This window comes from Cypionkella sinensis (assembly GCF_042646385.1).
GTDB lineage: Bacteria > Pseudomonadota > Alphaproteobacteria > Rhodobacterales > Rhodobacteraceae > Cypionkella > Cypionkella sinensis.
Genome location: NZ_JBHRTO010000001.1, coordinates 2,325,936 through 2,343,090 on the forward strand (window position 1 = coordinate 2,325,936; position 17,155 = coordinate 2,343,090).

Annotated in this window: 16 protein-coding genes; 6 read left to right on the plus strand and 10 right to left on the minus strand. The window is 60.7% G+C overall.

The genetic code is table 11. The features are described 5' to 3' along the window. Positions 1–51 precede the first annotated feature (51 nt). A complete protein-coding gene (locus tag ACFOGH_RS11700; RefSeq protein ID WP_380073244.1) occupies positions 52–1,566 on the plus strand; it encodes a YifB family Mg chelatase-like AAA ATPase in 1,515 nt (504 codons plus the stop codon). A 71-nt stretch (positions 1,567–1,637) separates the two neighbouring features. On the opposite strand, the gene gshB is transcribed toward ACFOGH_RS11700, so the two are convergent. Genes gshB through rsmI form a run of 3 tightly spaced genes read right to left on the minus strand, consistent with a single transcriptional unit; the run spans position 1,638 to position 3,857 of the window. Next, the gene (gshB, locus tag ACFOGH_RS11705; protein WP_380073245.1) at positions 1,638–2,579 is read right to left on the minus strand and encodes a glutathione synthase; all 942 of its coding nucleotides are present in this window, start codon (positions 2,577–2,579) and stop codon (positions 1,638–1,640) included. A 55-nt stretch (positions 2,580–2,634) separates the two neighbouring features. Next, positions 2,635–2,988 (minus strand): YraN family protein, encoded by a 354-nt coding sequence (locus tag ACFOGH_RS11710; RefSeq protein WP_380073246.1) that lies wholly within the window; start codon positions 2,986–2,988, stop codon positions 2,635–2,637. Then, entirely contained in the window at positions 2,985–3,857 is an 873-nt protein-coding gene (gene rsmI / locus ACFOGH_RS11715) for a 16S rRNA (cytidine(1402)-2'-O)-methyltransferase (protein WP_380073247.1), read from the minus strand. The genes ACFOGH_RS11710 and rsmI overlap by 4 nt, the downstream gene beginning before the upstream one ends. A gap of 82 nt (positions 3,858–3,939) precedes the next feature. Here rsmI and ACFOGH_RS11720 point away from each other — a divergent pair, with 82 nt between their 5' ends. Beyond that, complete coding sequence (locus tag ACFOGH_RS11720; RefSeq protein WP_380073248.1) at positions 3,940–5,115, plus strand: penicillin-binding protein activator; 1,176 nt, start codon at positions 3,940–3,942, stop codon at positions 5,113–5,115. A 21-nt stretch (positions 5,116–5,136) separates the two neighbouring features. After that, positions 5,137–7,920 (plus strand): [protein-PII] uridylyltransferase, encoded by a 2,784-nt coding sequence (locus ACFOGH_RS11725; RefSeq protein WP_380073249.1) that lies wholly within the window; start codon positions 5,137–5,139, stop codon positions 7,918–7,920. A gap of 22 nt (positions 7,921–7,942) precedes the next feature. Here ACFOGH_RS11725 and ACFOGH_RS11730 read toward each other — a convergent pair whose 3' ends face one another. The 4 genes from ACFOGH_RS11730 to ACFOGH_RS11745 all read right to left on the minus strand — a co-directional run bounded on the left by ACFOGH_RS11730 (position 7,943) and on the right by ACFOGH_RS11745 (position 9,939). Further along, positions 7,943–8,488, minus strand: a complete 546-nt coding sequence (locus ACFOGH_RS11730) for a hypothetical protein (protein ID WP_380073250.1) — start codon at positions 8,486–8,488, stop codon at positions 7,943–7,945. A gap of 138 nt (positions 8,489–8,626) precedes the next feature. Next, positions 8,627–9,121: a Dps family protein gene (locus tag ACFOGH_RS11735; RefSeq protein WP_380073251.1), complete on the minus strand. Its 495-nt coding sequence runs from the start codon at positions 9,119–9,121 to the stop codon at positions 8,627–8,629. Positions 9,122–9,145: 24 nt separating this feature from the next. Then, positions 9,146–9,637 (minus strand): YidB family protein, encoded by a 492-nt coding sequence (locus ACFOGH_RS11740; protein WP_380073252.1) that lies wholly within the window; start codon positions 9,635–9,637, stop codon positions 9,146–9,148. A 50-nt stretch (positions 9,638–9,687) separates the two neighbouring features. Further along, complete coding sequence (locus ACFOGH_RS11745; protein ID WP_380073253.1) at positions 9,688–9,939, minus strand: GlsB/YeaQ/YmgE family stress response membrane protein; 252 nt, start codon at positions 9,937–9,939, stop codon at positions 9,688–9,690. Positions 9,940–10,302: 363 nt separating this feature from the next. On the opposite strand from ACFOGH_RS11745, the gene murJ reads away from it, so the two are divergent. Then, positions 10,303–11,847, plus strand: a complete 1,545-nt coding sequence (gene murJ, locus ACFOGH_RS11750; RefSeq protein ID WP_380073254.1) for a murein biosynthesis integral membrane protein MurJ — start codon at positions 10,303–10,305, stop codon at positions 11,845–11,847. A 20-nt stretch (positions 11,848–11,867) separates the two neighbouring features. Here the strand turns inward: murJ and ACFOGH_RS11755 are convergent, their stop codons facing one another. After that, positions 11,868–12,605, minus strand: coding sequence for a rhomboid family intramembrane serine protease (locus tag ACFOGH_RS11755; protein WP_380073255.1), 738 nt, complete (start codon positions 12,603–12,605; stop codon positions 11,868–11,870). An 86-nt stretch (positions 12,606–12,691) separates the two neighbouring features. On the opposite strand from ACFOGH_RS11755, the gene trpS reads away from it, so the two are divergent. Further along, the gene (trpS, locus tag ACFOGH_RS11760) at positions 12,692–13,735 is read left to right on the plus strand and encodes a tryptophan--tRNA ligase (RefSeq protein ID WP_380073256.1); all 1,044 of its coding nucleotides are present in this window, start codon (positions 12,692–12,694) and stop codon (positions 13,733–13,735) included. Positions 13,736–13,738: 3 nt separating this feature from the next. Beyond that, a complete protein-coding gene (locus ACFOGH_RS11765; protein ID WP_380073257.1) occupies positions 13,739–14,845 on the plus strand; it encodes a hypothetical protein in 1,107 nt (368 codons plus the stop codon). A gap of 473 nt (positions 14,846–15,318) precedes the next feature. Here the strand turns inward: ACFOGH_RS11765 and ACFOGH_RS11770 are convergent, their stop codons facing one another. Together ACFOGH_RS11770 and ACFOGH_RS11775 are read right to left on the minus strand one after the other, a co-directional pair. Next, a complete protein-coding gene (locus ACFOGH_RS11770) occupies positions 15,319–16,023 on the minus strand; it encodes an NYN domain-containing protein (protein ID WP_380073258.1) in 705 nt (234 codons plus the stop codon). 70 nt (positions 16,024–16,093) lie between these two features. Continuing rightward, on the minus strand, positions 16,094–17,056 hold the full coding sequence (locus ACFOGH_RS11775) for an IS1595 family transposase (protein ID WP_380073259.1): 963 nt from the start codon (positions 17,054–17,056) through the stop codon (positions 16,094–16,096). Between the last annotated feature and the right edge of the window lie 99 nt (positions 17,057–17,155).

Consider the following 17,155-nt stretch of genomic DNA (forward strand, 5'->3'; position numbering starts at 1 on the left):
CGTAAACCATTGCCCCCTAGCCGTTAACGAAGATGAACGGGGAGGGGCGCAATGGTCGCACGGGCCTATACAGTCGCCTTTGAAGGGGTCGAAGCGCGCATCGTCGAGGTGCAATGCGCGCTTGCCCCCGGCATGCCCTATTTCGGCGTCGTCGGCCTGCCCGACAAGGCAGTATCCGAAGCGAAAGAACGTGTCCGCGCCGCCATGGCAGCCATGTCCATCGCGCTGCCATCTAAACGCATCATGGTCAATCTCTCGCCCGCCGATCTGCCGAAAGAAGGCTCGCATTTCGATCTGCCCATCGCTTTGGCGCTGCTGGCGGCACTGGATATCATCCCGAAAGATGCCGTTGAGGCCACCGTGGCCTTGGGCGAGTTGTCACTGGATGGCCGCCTAATCCCGGTGCTGGGGGCTTTGCCCGCCGCCATGGCCGCCGCCGAAGAAGACCGTGCGCTACTCTGCCCAAAGGCCTGCGGCGCCGAGGCCGCTTGGGTCGGCGCGACGCAAGTGCTGGCCGCCGCCACCCTCAACGATGTGGTGCGCCACTACACCGGGCAAATCCCGATCACCCCCGCCGAGGCAGGCGAGGTCGCCCCCGCCGCCACAGGCCGCGATTTCCGCGATGTCAAAGGTCAGGAACGCGCTAAGCGCGCGCTGGAAATCGCCGCATCTGGGCGGCACCACGCGCTGATGGTCGGCACGCCTGGGTCAGGAAAATCCATGCTCGCGGCACGTCTACCGGGGATCTTGCCGCCACTATCCGCGCAGGAAGCCCTTGAAACCTCGATGATTCATTCCCTTGCGGGGCTACTCTCTGATGGCGGCATCTCGCGCGCCCGACCGTTTCGCGAACCGCATCACACCGCCTCGATGGCGGCGATTGTGGGCGGAGGCAAGGGCGCGAAACCCGGTGAAATCAGCCTTGCCCATAACGGCGTGCTGTTCATGGATGAATTCCCCGAATTTCCGCGCACCGTGCTGGAAACCCTACGCCAGCCGATTGAAACCGGCGAAATCATGGTCGCCCGCGCCAATGCGCATATCCGCTATCCCTGCCGCTTTCTGCTGATCGCCGCCGCGAACCCTTGCAAATGCGGTTATATGTCCGACCCCGCCCGAGCCTGCGCCAAGGTGCCGCTCTGTGGCGAGGACTATCTGGGCCGCATCTCTGGCCCCTTGATGGACCGCTTTGATCTGCGTGTCGAAGTGCCGCCCGTCGCCTATACCGACCTTGATTTGCCATCCTCTGGCGACAGCTCAGCGGTGGTTGCCGAACGTGTCGCCACCGCCCGCGCCCGGCAAGCCAAACGCTTCGCGGGGCACAACAGCATCCGCGTCAACGCCGATATGGAAGGCAGCCTGCTGGAACAGGTCGCCGCCCCCGATTCCGAGGGCCGCGCCTTGCTGGCCAAGGTGGCCGAGCGCTTTGGCCTGTCCGCGCGCGGCTATCACCGCGTGCTGCGCGTCGCCCGCACCATCGCCGATCTCGACGCCTCGGATCAGGTTCGCCTGCCCCATATCGCCGAGGCCGTCAGCTATCGCCTTGCCGTCGGCGTCAAGAATTAGCAAAGGCCTCGGTCAAATCGGACCGCCCCCGTAGAAACCAGACAGGGGGCAACCTGGCTGTAAAGCCTGCGTCAGGCCCGCTTGGCCTCAATCGCCTGCCAGATCAGCGCGGCGGTGTTGGTGCCGTCAAACCGCTCCAACTCCTGAATCCCGGTCGGCGAAGTGACGTTGATCTCGGTCAGATAATCGCCAATCACATCAATGCCGACGAAAATCTGGCCATGGTCCCGCAGGGTCGGGCCAATCGCCGCGCAAATCTCCAGATCGCGCGGCGTCAGCGCCACCTTCTCCGGCCGCCCACCCGCGTGCATGTTCGAGCGCGTCTCCCCCGCCTGCGGCACCCGGTTGATCGCGCCCACCGGCACTCCATCGACCAGAATCACCCTTTTGTCGCCCTTCGATACATCCGGCAGGAATTTCTGCACGATCAAAGGCTCACGGTTGATGCCGGTAAACATCTCATACAGGCTGGCCAGATTGCGGTCATTCGGGTCCAGCCGGAACACACCAGCGCCGCCATTGCCATAGAGCGGCTTCAGGATGATATCGCCATGCCGCGCCTTGAACTCACGAATCGTCTGCAAATCCCGCGCAATCGCCGTCGGCGGCGTCAGTTCGGGGAAGCGCAGCACCAACAGCTTTTCCGGGTAATTCCGCACCCAGAACGGGTCATTCACCACCAAGGTCTTGGGGTGGATCATGTCCAGCAGATGCGTGGTGGTGATATAGCCCATGTCAAACGGTGGATCCTGCCGCAGCCAGACGACGTCAAACGTGCTGAGATCCACCTCGGCCTCAGGCCCATAGCTGACATGGTTGCCAATCTCTCGCCGCAGCGTGATCGGAAAACCCCGCGCCATCACCCGGCCCTCGACAAAGGCCAATTTGTCCGGCGTGTAGAAAAACAGCGAATGGCCCCGCTCTTGCGCTTCCAGAGCGATGCGGAAGGTGCTGTCACCGTTGATATTGACCGACCCGATCGGGTCCATCTGTAGCGCGACCTTAAGCGGCATGAGACTCTCCAGACTTCATTGCCCACTTGATGCCGCAAGCCCGCCCCGGATGCAATCAGGCGGCGTAAGCGTTTTCCAACACTTCGATCCGCCCCACCGCATCGACCAAAGCCACGTCAAACCGCACAACGGTCAACTGCCCAGCCGGTTCACCTGCCAGAAACTCCGAGGCCGCGCCGTAAATCCGCGCCATCTGCCGCGCGGTCAGATGTTCAGCCGCCATCGCATGAGTCTTGCTGTGCTTGACCTCGATGAAGATCACCTCGGCGCCATCGCGGGCAATCAGATCAATCTCACCCGCAGATCCCCGCCAGCGCCGCGCACAAACCTTGCGCCCCGAACGATCATAAAGCTGCGCCACCTGTTCTTCGGCGGCAAAGCCTGCGTGATAAGACCGTGCCCCGCTCATCCGCCCGTCCTTTTCAATGCCAGTTGATACATATCGCGCCGCGGCAGGCCATAAGCCTGCGCCACCGCCGCCGCCGCATCCTTCATCGTCATATGTGTCAAAGCCTGATCCAAAGCCTGTTCCACCGTTGCCGCATCTGCCACCTGTTCGGGTGCGCGATCGATCAACACCACGATTTCGCCCTTCACATCCCGCCCGTCAAACGCCGCCGCAAGTTCCGCCAGACTGCCCCGCGACACTTCTTCGAATCGCTTGGTCAGCTCCCGGCACACTACAGCGTTACGCCCTTCCCCCAACTCTTGCACCAGATCATCTAATAATCCCTTAACGCGTTTCGGCGATTCATAGAGGATCACCGTCGCCTGCGTCTGGGCAAGATCGCGGACAAAGCTTTGCCGCGCGGCTTTCGCAGTGGGTGGAAATCCGGCAAACATGAACCTGTCCGAGGGCAGCCCCGACACCGTCAGCGCGCAAAGAACCGCCGATGCTCCCGGTGCCGACAGCACTAGATGGCCCTCGGCAATCGCCGCGCGCCCCAGTTGAAAACCGGGGTCCGAGATCAGTGGCGTGCCGGCTTCCGAGGCATAGGCCACCGATTTCCCCTCGGCAATCGCGCGCATCAGCCGCGGCAGAGCCACGTCATTGTTATGCTCGTGATAAGCGACAAGCGGGCGGTCCCCCAAGGCAACCCCATGAATTTCCATCAGATGCCGCAGCGTCCTTGTATCTTCTGCCGCCAGCACATCCGCCGAGGCCAGAATATCCAGCGCCCGCAGGGTGATATCCCGCGCGGCCCCGATAGGTGTGGCCAGAAAATACAGCCCCGCTGCAAGGCGCTGTTTTTCCGGCGCCGCTCTGCTGATCGTCACCCGGCCCGCCTCCCTGACAAGTTTACTTCCCGCCCCGTTGCGCATAACCTAAGCGCCAGTCTGCCATGGGTGAGGGAAGTCTATGTTGTCCGTTTTGACGCGGGCCCGCAAGTCGCTGGGCCAAATTCTTGTTGCAGGTGCCGCGGTGATTCTCGCAGCCTGCGTGCCATCCACCGGGCCTGCGCCCAGTGGCGGCAATGCTTCGGGCAAGATTCAGGTGGCTTTGCTGGTGCCCGCAGGGTCCGGTCAGGCCAGCGACGAACTGCTCGCCCGCTCGCTGCAAAATGCGGCGCGGATGGCGATTTCTGATCTCGGCGGGTCTGCACAGGTCGATCTGCGGGTTTACAACACCGCAGGCCAGCCCGCCCAAGCTGCCGCCATGGCGACCAAAGCCGTGGCCGAAGGCGCACAAGTCATCCTTGGCCCGGTCTTCGCGCAAGAGGCCAATGCCGCAGGCGTCGCCGTTGCAGGCTCTGGCGTCAATGTGCTGGCCTTCTCGAACAACCCCGATATCGCGGGCAATAACGTTTTCGTGCTGGGACCGACCTTCAGCAACACCGCCAGCCGTCTGGCGTCCTATGCGGTCCGGCAAGGGAAGTCGCAGATCATGATCGTGCATGATCGCAACACCGCAGGCGAGCTGGGCCGTGCGGCCATTGCGCAGGCCGTGACCCAAGCGGGCGGTTCTGTCGTGGCCACCGGCAATTATGAATTCTCGCAGAACGGCGTGGTCGCAGCCGCGCCCGGCATCGCAAGCGCGGCAAAATCCGCAGGTGCGCAAGCCGTGTTCCTGACCGCTGATACCGCAGGTGCCTTGCCGCTGGTCAGCCAGCTTTTAGCTGACAACGGCCTCTCCAATGCGACGGCCCAGTTCATCGGCCTGACACGTTGGGATATTCCCGCGGCCACACTTGGCCTGCCCGGTGTGCAAGGTGGCTGGTTCGCGCTGCCCGATCCCGCACTTTATGCACAGTATCAGTCGCGCTACCAATCCACCTTCAACGAGCCGCCACATCCGATCTCTGGCCTTGCCTATGACGGCATTGCTGCGATTGGCGCTCTGATGAAAAAGGCGGGGCCAGGCCCGCTTTCGAAACAGGCTCTGACCCAAGGTGCGGGTTTTGTCGGCGTGAACGGCATCTTCCGTCTGCGCGCCGATGGCACCAACGAACGTGGCCTTGCCATTGCGCAAATCCAAAGCGGTCGTGCAGTCGTGATTGATCCCGCGCCACGCAGCTTCGGCGGCTTCGGTTCTTAACGACAACGGCCGGAGTTTGGCATGAAACCCGCCGCAGCCCCTCCGGCCGCCCCCTTGGCCGCGCCCGATCTGCTGATCCCTGCGGGAGAGTTGATCGACGGCGCGGGCTTGCTTCAGGCAATCACCGCCGACCTGCCCGCCGCCGATGCCCGCGCAGGGCGCGCAGTGGCGGTGCGCCATATGACGCTGGCCAAGAACCGCGCCAATGAAGCGCTTGAGGCGGCCTTCCTGCGCCATCCGCTGAACGCCCGCGCCCTGATCTCGGCGCAGTCGCATCTGACCGATGTGCTGGTCACAACCGCCCTGCTGATCGCCCGCGATCATTTGCACCGCGCGCAATCGCCGACCATAGCCGAGCGCCTGACCGTGCTGGCCGTCGGCGGCTTTGGCCGCGCCGAGATGGCCCCGCATTCCGATGTCGATCTGTTGTTCCTGACACCATGGAAAATCACGCCATGGGCGGAATCGGTGATCGAATCGATGCTCTATATGCTTTGGGATCTAAAGCTGAAGGTCGGCCATTCCTCCCGCACCGTCGCCGATTGCATCCGGCTGGGCCGCGAAGACATCACCATCCGCACCGCCCTGCTGGAACATCGCTTCATCGCAGGCGATGCCGCCCTTGCGGCAGAGTTGAACGAACGCCTCTGGTCCGATCTGTTCCGCAACTCTGGGCCCGAATTCATCGAGGCCAAACTCGCCGAACGCGCCGAGCGCCATAAAAGACAAGGCGGTCAGCGCTATGTGCTGGAACCCAATGTCAAAGAGGCCAAGGGCGGTCTGCGCGATCTGCAAACCCTGTATTGGATCGGCAAGTATCTGCTGCGGGTGTCGTCCTCGGCGGGGCTGGTGGCGGCGGGTCTGCTATCGCGAGAGGAATACGACAAGTTCGAGCACGCTGAAAATTTCCTTTGGGCCGCGCGCTGTCATTTGCACTACATCACCCACCGCGCCATTGATCAGTTGACCTTTGACGCACAGGTCGATGTCGCCAAACGCATGGGCTATCACGATGCCGCAGGCCGCCGCGCGGTCGAGCTGTTCATGCAGGATTACTTCCGCCACGCCACCCATGTCGGAGAGTTGACGCGGATTTTCCTGACCGAACTCGAAGCCCGCCACGCCAAACCCGAATCCCGCCTGCTGGGCGTTTTCAACCGCAAAAAGGTCAAACCACCCTACAAACTGGTGCAAAGCCGCATCGACCTGATCGACCCCGCCGCCTTCCTGTCCGATCCCTTGAACCTGCTGCGCGCCTTTGAAGAGGCCCTGCGCTCACGCTATCTGCTGCACCCCAACATCATGCGGGTGATCGCCGCCAATCTTGACCTGATCGACGATGATCTGCGCGACAACCCCGAAGCCCAGCGCATCTTCCTAGATCTCATGCTGAAACACGGCAACCCGGAACGCGCCCTGCGCCGGATGAACGAACTCGGCGTGCTGTCGGCCTTCATCCCCGAGTTTGAAAACATCGTCGCGATGATGCAGTTCAACGTCTATCACCACTACACGGTGGACGAGCATATCATCCAGACCATCAGCGTCTTAGCGCAGATCGAACGCGGCGAGTTGGTCGAGGACCTGCCGCTGTCGTCGTCGATCCTCAAGGCCGGGGTGAATCGCCGGGTGATTTATGTCGCGCTGCTGCTGCATGACATTGGCAAAGGCCGCCCCGAAGATCACTCGATCATCGGCGCGCAACTGGCCCGCCGCATCGCCCCCCGCCTTGGCCTGAATGCCGAAGAATGTGAAACCGTCGAATGGCTGGTGCGCTATCATCTGCTCATGTCGGATATGGCGCAGAAACGCGACATCGGTGATCCACGCACCGTGCGCGACTTTGCCAAGGCGGTGAAAACCCGCAAGCGCCTCGATCTGCTTACGGTGCTGACGGTCTGCGACATTCGCGGTGTCGGGCCGACCACATGGAACAACTGGAAAGCCATGCTGCTGCGTCAGCTTTACAGCCTGACCACCGAGGCGCTGGAAGGTGGTCTGGAAACCATCAACCGCGACAAGCGCGAGGATGAGGCCAAAGCCGCCTTGCGCCTGCGCCTGCACGACTGGCCCGAGGCCGAGATCAAGGCCGAGCAATCGCGCCACTACGCCCCCTATTGGCAGGGCCTGCAAACCGACACGCAAGAGGTGTTCGCCCGCCTGCTCCGCGGCCTTGGTGACGATGAAATCCGCATCGACCTGCACCCCGAACCCGCCCGCGACGCCACCCGCGCCTGCTTTGCCTTGGGCGACCATCCCGGCATTTTCAGCCGCCTTGCCGGGGCCTTGGCCCTGGTCGGGGCCAATGTCGTCGATGCGCGCACCTATACCTCGAAAGACGGCTACGCGACCCCGGTGTTCTGGATTCAAGATTCCGACGGCAAACCCTACGAAGTCAGCCGCCTGCCCCGCCTGCGCGGAATGATTGAGAAAACCCTGAAAGGCGAAGTGCTGCCGCGTGAAGCCCTCGCAGGCCGTGACAAGGTGAAGAAACGCGAACGCGAATTCCGCTTTCCGACGCATATCACCTTCGACAACGAAGGCTCGGAGATCTACACGATCATCGAAGTCGACACCCGCGATCGCCCCGGCCTTTTGTATGACCTGACACGCACCTTGGCCGCCAACCACATCTATATCGCGAGCGCCGTGATCGCGACCTATGGCGCGCAGGTGGTCGATGCATTCTATGTCAAAGACATGTTCGGCCTGAAACTGCACACCAAATCCAAGCAGGAATCGCTGGATCGTAAGCTAAGGCAAGCCATCATTGAAGGGGCGGAGAGGGCGCAGAACGCGGGGTAGAAAACTCGAATGAATACGTAGACTACTGAAAATAAGATTTCACGAGTTTATACTTTTCAACCCTGCTGCCTCCGCGAGTAAAACCATCGCCAGCATTACCATGTTCATCAAGCATTACCTGCCCTTCAAGCTTCACTTCACCATCTTGGTGCAAAACCTGAAACTCAAATCCGCCCTTTATAGCTCTGGCGACATGCGTTAGTTTTTGCCGCGTTCCATCAGGTGCAATCTCTGTATAGCGACAGGTTCCAAGAACACGTTTGCAATCATGCGGTTGATATTTGTACATCGACCCGTCGGGATAAACAAACTTCAGGTAGTTTCCATCCTGATCAAGATAGGTGGTGAAATCTATCTCGCTTGATTTCACCTTGCCTTTGTAACTTTGGATTACATAGGCGTTACCAACCTTTCCCATAAATACATGTGTCACCCGACCAGACTGAGTTTGGTTAATAACCACATAATCACCTGGCTTCTCGGTCTCCGGTTTCCAGCGAATTTCCTCGGCAGATACTGATGTCGCCAGCACTATACCAAATGCGGCAAACAGTATTTCTTTACTCATGATGGAGTCACCTTAAGTGAGCGTAAATGGATCATACCTTTCAGCCTATCTTAACCCGAAGATATCGCAATGATCTTCTCGACGCGTCGATGAGCGACCTCCCACCGCTCATCGACGCGTGATTGAACACCTAGCCCCCTACTTCGCCGTTGCCCGCAGCATCCAGGCCGCCTGCTCGTGAAACGCCGAGCGCCGCGTCGCCAGATCGGCCGTCACCGGATCATTGTTATCATCCGCCAGCTTGATCAGCTCATGAAACCGCACCGCCACCGCGGCGTGATCCTGCGCCAGATCCTCCACCATCTCCAACGTCGAGGGCAAGCTTGTCAGATCCTTCACCACCGACAGCTTCATCACCTCCGCCAGCGCATGCGGTGCCAACTGGCCAATGGCGCGGATACGCTCGGCCAGCTCATCCGCCGCCGGGAACATCTCGTTATACTGGGCATCGGTCAGATGATGCACCGAGTAAAACAGCGGCCCCTCGACATTCCAGTGATAGGCATGGGTCTTGAAAATCAAACGGTAGGTATCCGCCACCGCTCCGCTCAGCGCCCCGGCCAACCCCTTGGCGTTTTCCACCCCGGTATCGACCTTTTCGGCTTTCGGCACGACTTTCATCTGTTCAGTCATAGCGCGTCCCTTCGTGGAATTGTCTCAGATATAACCCTTGGCATCCTCTGCGCTCGGCAGGCGCCCGTCCGGCGTCATGCCATGCACCGCATCCGGGATCACCCGTGCCAGCCGCTGCAGCAATACATCACGGCCAAGTCCGGTTTTCGCAGACAGTTCCGCCAAAGTTTCGTCGCCCAACGCGGCGGCCAGATCCTGCTCGGCCACCGGCTTGTTGGCATCATTGGACACCCAGCTGTCAGCGGCCTCGGCATGGCCCTTGCCCCGGAACTGATCGACCAGACCACCCAAACCACCCGACAAGGCGCTCGCCCCCGACGACCCGGTGAAAAACGAGCCGATTTCCGACAACACATTGGAAATTGACTGGCTGTTGTGCGCATCCAAGCCCGTCGGCGGCTGATCCCCCTCCGACCCCGCCTTGCGCAGCAGGTCACTGATCTTGTCGCGGTGCTGATATCCTGCAACCGCCAGCAGCGCGAGCAGCGCCGTTACAGAAGGCATTCCTTTGGCCATGATCTTACTCCGATGATACGTGATAATTTATCTGCGCCCCCAGCCGTCTCTCAGGCCCGCCGCGACGCAAAGCCCCAGACCATCAGCACGATGATCGCGCCGACCACCGCGCCGATAAAGCCCGCACCCTCATAGGGCGCATACCAGCCCATCGCCTGCCCAAGATAGGTAGCGACAAAGGCACCGACGATGCCGAGAATGGTGGTCAGGATAAAGCCCGAGGGCTCGTTGCTGCCGGGTGTGATAAACTTCGCCACCACGCCGGCGACAAAGCCGATCAGAATTGTCCAGATGATACCCATGTGATCCCCCTGCGCTGATCAAGGCCGGGCTCCGCAATGCCCCCGACCGTCACGATCAAAACGCCGCAAATCGCATAAGGTTCCGCATCGAGTTAGAGTGAGGATCGAGTCAGAGTCGGGGGCCAGAGTGAGGGAGGCCGGAGTCAGCCCTATGCAAACCCGGCGCATCCCGCCCGCCGCCCATATGGCTAACAACCTCTGAACGAGACTGTACCAACCCCTTGATAAATATAGACCCGCCCCGCTGTTCACACGTGGACACGGCATCACCACTCCCTAACGCAGGCTTTGCTGCGCAGTTTCCCAATTCACCCCGCCCGCAATCCCCTGTAAGCCTTGCCCCGCAACCACAGGGCCGCCCCTATGAAACCGATCAGCCTTCTGCGCTCTATCCTCACCGTCGGCGGCTGGACGCTGCTGTCGCGCGGGGCAGGCTTTGCCCGCGATATGATGATGGCCGCCTATCTGGGGGCCGGGCCGGTCGCCGATGCCTTCAACGTGGCGTTTTCGCTGCCGAACATGTTCCGCCGCTTCTTCGCCGAAGGTGCCTTCAACATGGCCTTCGTGCCCATGTTCGCCAAAAAGCTTGAGGGGGGCGAGGATGCCAATTCTTTCGCCCGCGACGCCTTCAACGGCCTCGCCGCGATCCTGATCATCTTCTCGATCATCGGCACCCTCGCGATGCCATGGCTGGTCTGGGTGATGGCCTCAGGTTTCGCAGGCGATGCCCGGTTTGATCTCGCGGTGCTTTATGGCCAGATCGGCTTTAACTACATCCTGTTCATCAGCCTCGTCGCCCTGCTGTCCGGCGTCTTGAACGCCTACGGCCACTTCACCGAGGCGGGGTTTGTCCCGGTGCTGATGAACCTGATCTTCATCGCGATGATGTTCATGGCCGCGAAATTCGGTTGGGATATGGGCCTGACCTTGGCTTGGGCCGTGCCAATCACCGGCGTCGCGCAACTCGGCTTCACATGGTATTCCGCCGCCAAACTCGGCCTAACCTTCGCCCCCCGCTGGCCGAAAATCACCCCCGAACTCAAGCGCCTTGCCATCATCGCAGGCCCGGCCATCCTGTCTGGCGGCGTCGTGCAGATCAACATGCTGGTCGGCCGTCAAGTCGCCAGCTACACCGAAGGCGCGGTCAGTTGGCTGGTCTACGCAGACCGCCTCTATCAACTCCCGCTCGGAGTCGTCGCTATCGCCATCGGCACCGTCCTGCTGCCTGACCTAAGCCGCCGCCTGCGCGCCGGAGACGAAGCCGGGGGCCGCGAATCCTTCAACCGTGGCACCGAACTGGCGCTTGCACTGACCTTCCCCTGCGCCGTGGCGCTGATGGTGATCGCGTTGCCGCTGACGCAAGTGCTGTATCAACGCGGCGCGTTCAGCACCGACGACACCGCCGCCACCGCCCTTGTGCTGGCGATCTACGGCGCAGGCCTGCCCGCCTTCGTGCTGCACAAGGTCTATCAACCGCTGTATTACGCCCGCGAAGACAGCCGCTCGCCGTTCCGCTTCGCCATCGTCTCGATGATCGTCAACGCCGTGATCGCCGTAGGCCTGATGCCCCACATCGGCTTTGCCGCCGCCGCCTTGGCCACCACCGTGGCCGGATGGATGATGGCTGCACAACTCTGGCTGGGCACCAAGCGGATGGGCGACGCCGCCCGCTTCGACACCCGATTCCGCAGCCGAGCCCCGCGCATCATCATCGCCGCGATTGCGATGGGCTTCGCCCTATATGGCGGGCAGGTAATCTTGGGCGAGATACTGGCCTCACACATCTGGCGCTACGCAGGCCTTGCCCTGCTGATCGGCATCGGCATGGTCAGTTACGCCGCCGCAGGCACCGCCATCGGTGCATTCCGCCTTTCAGATTTTCGCAAGTTGCGGCGGCGTGGCGGCTGACCCTTCCCTGTCACCGCCGCTTAATTCCCCCATTCGCGCACCCGCGCACGCACGCGTGCAAACCCACCGGGGCTGACCACGAACGACAGCACGAACCCCACGGCAAAAGCGGGCAAGTCGGCCACCCAAGACCAATCCTCACCAGTCGCGCCCATGCTTGGCATCACCATCGGTGCCAGCGTGAAGAACACGCCGAACAGCGCGCGAAACACCAACAACGCACCAATCAAACTGAACGCGCGCAACTGGTTCAACCCAGTTCCAGCCAGCTTCACCCAGATCAGGAACGAAAACGCACCGATCAGCCCATAAACCCCCGGATAAGCGCCAAACAGCGGCACGTTTGGCACCGCAAAGGCATATACCACCGCGCCGATAGCGCCGGAGCCTAGGAATACCAAGGCCAACGCCCATCCCTTGAACACCTCTCCGACGAATTTGCCCAAAGCCATTGTCATCGCGATGCCAAAAAGCGCCTGCGTCATCGAGCCATGGATGAAGGCAAAGCTGAAAAACCGTCGCAGCAGCGGCATATCCACCGCCCCCGCAGCCCAATTCTGCCGCCAGAATTCGGGGAACACCCCGTAGCCTTCGATCGCCGCCACCCGCCAGCCCACCGCCTGCGGCCCGCCAATCACCCCGGCATCGGCCAGACTGAACAAGATCTCGAGCCCGATCATCGGCAGCACCAGCAGCCACACCACCACCGGCAGCGGATTGATCGGGGCAATCGGCCCGTCTTTCACATCATCCTGCATCGCACCCCACTTGGGCCGCCGCTGATTGACGCCCCCTTCCCCCTTCGTTAAGCCGATCCGGCAGCAATTTCCAGATGGAGAACCCCATGTCCGAGCCGGTCCAAACGCCTCAGACTTTCCCGACCCGGATCTTTTCCGGCATCCAGCCCTCGGGCGGATTGACCCTTGGTAATTACCTTGGTGCCCTGAAACGCTTTGTGCAAAAGCAGGATGAAGGCATCGAGACCGTGTATTGCCTTGTCGACATGCACGCGATCACTACCTGGCAAGACCCCATAAAGCTGCGCCAACAAACACGCGAGGCCGCCGCTGGCTTCATCGCCGCAGGCATCGACCCTGCGCGCTCGATCCTGTTCAACCAATCTCAAGTCACCGCCCATGCCGAGCTTGGCTGGATCTTCAACTGCGTCGCCCGCATGGGTTGGATGAGCCGGATGACCCAGTTCAAGGACAAGGCCGGCAAGAACTCCGAAAACGTCTCACTCGGCCTGTTTGCTTATCCATCGTTGATGGCCGCCGATATTCTGGCCTATAAAGCCACGCATGTTCCGGTGGGCGAAGATCAGAAACAGCATCTGGAACTGACCCGCGACATCGCGATGAAGTTCAATAACGATTACAAGGTCAACTTCTTCCCGATCACCGAACCCGTGATCGAAGGCGCCGCCACCCGCGTTATGTCTTTGCGCGATGGCACCAAGAAGATGTCGAAATCCGATCCCTCGGATCAGTCGCGCATCAACCTGACCGATGACGCCGACAAGATCGCGCAAAAGTTTCGCAAGGCCAAAACCGATAGCGAGCCCTTGCCCAGCGATCTCGACGGCCTGAAAGACCGCCCCGACGCGCGCAACCTGATCAATGTCTATGCGGCGCTGGCAGATATAACGCCCGAAGCGGTGATCCGCGACTATGCAGGCGCGCAGTTTGGCACCTTCAAGCCGGCACTGGCCGATCTGGCGGTGGCGAAACTCTCGCCGATCACCACCAAGATGAGCCAATTGATGCAAGACCCCGCCGAAATCGACCGCATCCTGGGCGAAGGTGCTACCCGCGCCGACGCCATCGCGCGGCCCATCGTCGATCAGGTCTATGACATCATCGGCATGATCCGCTCGCGTCAGGTATAGCGCGTGCGCGGGATCGCCCGCCTGATTTTGCTTCTGGTTCTGGCAGGCTCGCTTGCCGGAACCACCCTCACCGCCGCCCGCATCGCCGCAGATCCGCTGATCGCCCCGTTTGTCGAGGCGACCAAAGACCAGATCGCCGCCACGACCGAGCGGATGCTGATCACCGCCGCCACCCCCGAAACCCTCGCCGCGCATATCGCCAACCGTCTGGCGGAAGAGCCGCGCAACTGGCTTGCCCTCGATGCGCTAGTGGACCTTGCCTATGAACGCAAGATCGCGATCCCTTCCGCGCTGAACGCCGCCGTGCAAGCCGCGCGCGAAGAAGATCACAGCACCTACGCCACCGTCACGTCCTGCGCCGCCTGCGCCTATGATCCGGCGCAATGTGCCCTGACCGAAGTGATGGTCTGCCAAGCCCCCATCGCCCTGACGCCGGTCGGCGATCTGCTCGGCGTCACCCGCGCCGGTGTCGCCTATGCCAGTGGCGACCCGGTGGATCAAATCGACCTTGCCCTGTCGGTGGTGGGGTTGGGGGCCACCGCCGCCATCCTCGCCTCGGGCGGTTCCAGCGGCGTGGTCAAGGCAGGCGCAAGCCTTGCCAAACTCGCCCGCAAGATGGGCCGCCTATCGCCGCGTCTGGTGGAAATGGCCGTCGATGCCGCCCGCACCGGCATAAACTGGGCCAGCCTGCCTGCCGTCCGCTCGGTTGACGATTTGACCGCCGCCATCCGTACCGAGGCCTTCCTGCCGCTGACCAACACCCTGACCGACCTGCAACGCCTGAACGCGGCCACCGATGCCACCACAGCCCTGCACCTGCTGCCGATGGTCGATGATGCCGCCGACGCCCGCCGCCTCGCCAATGCTGCCGAGGCGCTTGGCCCGAAGCTCGTCGGTCGCGCCGAAGTCTTGGGCAAAGCCCGCCTGTTCCGCGCCACCTTGCGCTTTTCCGAAACCGCATGGGCCTTGGGCGCGGGGCTGGTCGGCCTGCTGATCTCGTCCGCCAGCCTGATCGGCGGCATGATCCAGCATGCCCTGCTCAAACACCTGCACCACAGCCTGAAACGCAAGGCACCGCTAAAACCAAGAGCCTCCGGCGGGGATATTTAGGCGCAGAGGATGAACCCGGCGTTTCGGTCATCCTCTCTGCTTAAATATCCGGCCTTATGTAGCAAACGCACCAACAAAAGTGAATCCCTCGCGAGCTTGATCAGCTAACTTGGCTGCATGTTAGATAAGACGATAGACAGCGCATTGCTCACCCTTCGCCGCCAGATCGTGCGCGGCGGTCTTGATGGTTTGCCACACGTTGAAGCGCTCTTGCGTTCGCGGGGGATTGATCCAAGCGGCCATCGTGTAGCGACGCCTAGAGCCGCGAACATGTTCAGGCGTAGGGAATTGCGGCGATTGATCACCGAAGGGCTGCGGGGCGGTCCTATGAGGGGCAGAGACGTTGCTGTCTATGTATCGGGCCGCGAGCCTAGCGTTACCTACGCACAGGCCATGCGGCGCGTTTATGCGGCTTTGGCGCGTATGGAATCGGCGGGGTTAGTTGGCAGGGATGGGGCTAGGTGGAGGCTTATCTAGACAGGAATGGCATATTCGTTAGGACGGCGGAATATCACATTCCCGGCCCCGTCGAATGCTTCTATTGGCAGCAAGCATGCGAGCAGATGCGCTTCGCCAATCTTAGCGCGACCATTTGCCGCCGCCCATAGTTCCTTGCTGTGGCGACGAAAAGGCGGTGCAATGACTTTGATTTTCTTGTCAGGGATTGTATTTCTGAGCATTCGAACTGGCCCAAGCAAGTCTGAGTCGTTGGTCACTAAGAACGCTTGGTCAAAAACACCGCAATGCGCATCATTAATCAGATGCATAGCTATGTTGACGTCAGATTCTTTTTCTTCTCGGCCCTGATAAGTAGTTCGGCAGTTTTTACAGTAACTGTCCTTAGTTTTGAACTTCCCTTCAACTATAGTGACGCCTGTGTGCCGCAAGGCTGCTACATAATTTTGATGGCGTGATAGTTTTGCGGGATTCCAGACAGGATAGGCCGTGAAGAATTTCACCTGCTGGACTGTGTGGATTGCCGGGTCTGTAAATCTTTTCATGAGGGCGTAAAGGTCAACCCACTTTAGATGCCCCTTAAGGTATCCCGATGCTCGGTTCCCCTCATCAATCGAATGATACATATTGAAGCCATCAATGTAGCAGGCAACGTTAACCATGATGTTCTCACAAACAAAAATGCCGTGAGCGTTTTCACGCCCACGGCTGGCGGCAGACAAGTCTACCGGGGTGCTGTGGCCTACTTATGAATCAAGCCGTGGTCTAGGTCAACTGGCGTTTTGTCACAGGCTAAGCCACTTTCTGCCAGTAGCCCTTCCAAGCGCGGCTGACGGGACAGCCCATCGCGTTTTGCACCAGACCGAAGGCCAGCGCGCCGTTGTCCTTGCGGCGGTTATCTTCAAGCCATGCGGCTTGGTTTGCATACTGGTGCAGGTATTGCGGGCTGACATGGTGGTGTTGACCGACAACCATGCGGCGCAGGCGCGAGAAGTAGCTTTCTGCCCAGTTGGTGTGCTTGCCGTGGTCGCTGTAAACTTCGCTGTGGTTCACGCGATCAACATTCCAGCCGTTGTGCAGCATGTCCCAGTGGCTTGCTTCGTCGGCTGACATGGTTGCCATGCGGTCCACGTTCTCATTGGCCAGCACGACGCCATCAGCTTCGGACATGGTGACGATTGGCAGGGTGCGGCCATGACGCTCACGCATCACCACGACAACGCGGCGGCGTCCGTTCTGGTGTTCTTTCAGGCGACGGTCCTTGCGGTCTGCCTTATGGTTCTCGGGGCGGATATGACCGCCGAAGTAAGCGCCGTCGATTTCAATGTGACCTTGAAGCATTGCGCCAGTCTGCACTTCGCTTGCCATCGCTTCGCGCAGCTTGTGGGCCAGCACGAAGGCGGTTTTATATTGGCAGTCCAGATCCCGCGAAAGCTGCACCATTGAGACGCCTTTGGCGGCGTTCACAGTAATGCAGATCGCGGCCAGCAAATCAACGAAAGCCATCTTGCGCGATGCAAAGATGGTGCCAGACGTGACCGAGAATTGGCGGCTGCAAGCCTTGCATTTGAACTTGCGGCGGGTGGTGATCTTGTAGGTTTCGCAGCAACCGCAGTCAGGGCAGATCGCATCGCCATTGGTTTCCGGCCAGCGCATTTCGCAGAACTTGGCGTATGCGGCTTCCTCACCATCTTTGTAGATGGTGCGCAGGCTCAGGGTGCGAGCGGCTGCAGAAAGGAGGAAGTGTTGGGCCATGATGCACTACTTTCGTTACTTATGTAACGTATATAGTGCGTTGACGTATCGCGCGCAAGGGCATAAGTAACGTATACGATACTTTTACTGCTAAGGGTG

What these genes read in the sequence shown, in the direction of transcription:
- ACFOGH_RS11775 (WP_380073259.1), bottom strand. Translation starts at nt 17,056, where the DNA reads ATGGCCCAACACTTCCTCCTTTCTGCAGCCGCTCGCACCCTGAGCCTG.
- ACFOGH_RS11725 (WP_380073249.1), top strand. Translation starts at nt 5,137, where the DNA reads ATGAAACCCGCCGCAGCCCCTCCGGCCGCCCCCTTGGCCGCGCCCGAT.
- ACFOGH_RS11735 (WP_380073251.1), bottom strand. Translation starts at nt 9,121, where the DNA reads ATGACTGAACAGATGAAAGTCGTGCCGAAAGCCGAAAAGGTCGATACC.
- murJ (WP_380073254.1), top strand. Translation starts at nt 10,303, where the DNA reads ATGAAACCGATCAGCCTTCTGCGCTCTATCCTCACCGTCGGCGGCTGG.
- ACFOGH_RS11700 (WP_380073244.1), top strand. Translation starts at nt 52, where the DNA reads ATGGTCGCACGGGCCTATACAGTCGCCTTTGAAGGGGTCGAAGCGCGC.
- gshB (WP_380073245.1), bottom strand. Translation starts at nt 2,579, where the DNA reads ATGCCGCTTAAGGTCGCGCTACAGATGGACCCGATCGGGTCGGTCAAT.
- ACFOGH_RS11740 (WP_380073252.1), bottom strand. Translation starts at nt 9,637, where the DNA reads ATGGCCAAAGGAATGCCTTCTGTAACGGCGCTGCTCGCGCTGCTGGCG.
- ACFOGH_RS11755 (WP_380073255.1), bottom strand. Translation starts at nt 12,605, where the DNA reads ATGCAGGATGATGTGAAAGACGGGCCGATTGCCCCGATCAATCCGCTG.
- ACFOGH_RS11745 (WP_380073253.1), bottom strand. Translation starts at nt 9,939, where the DNA reads ATGGGTATCATCTGGACAATTCTGATCGGCTTTGTCGCCGGCGTGGTG.
- ACFOGH_RS11720 (WP_380073248.1), top strand. Translation starts at nt 3,940, where the DNA reads ATGTTGTCCGTTTTGACGCGGGCCCGCAAGTCGCTGGGCCAAATTCTT.
- ACFOGH_RS11710 (WP_380073246.1), bottom strand. Translation starts at nt 2,988, where the DNA reads ATGAGCGGGGCACGGTCTTATCACGCAGGCTTTGCCGCCGAAGAACAG.
- ACFOGH_RS11730 (WP_380073250.1), bottom strand. Translation starts at nt 8,488, where the DNA reads ATGAGTAAAGAAATACTGTTTGCCGCATTTGGTATAGTGCTGGCGACA.
- trpS (WP_380073256.1), top strand. Translation starts at nt 12,692, where the DNA reads ATGTCCGAGCCGGTCCAAACGCCTCAGACTTTCCCGACCCGGATCTTT.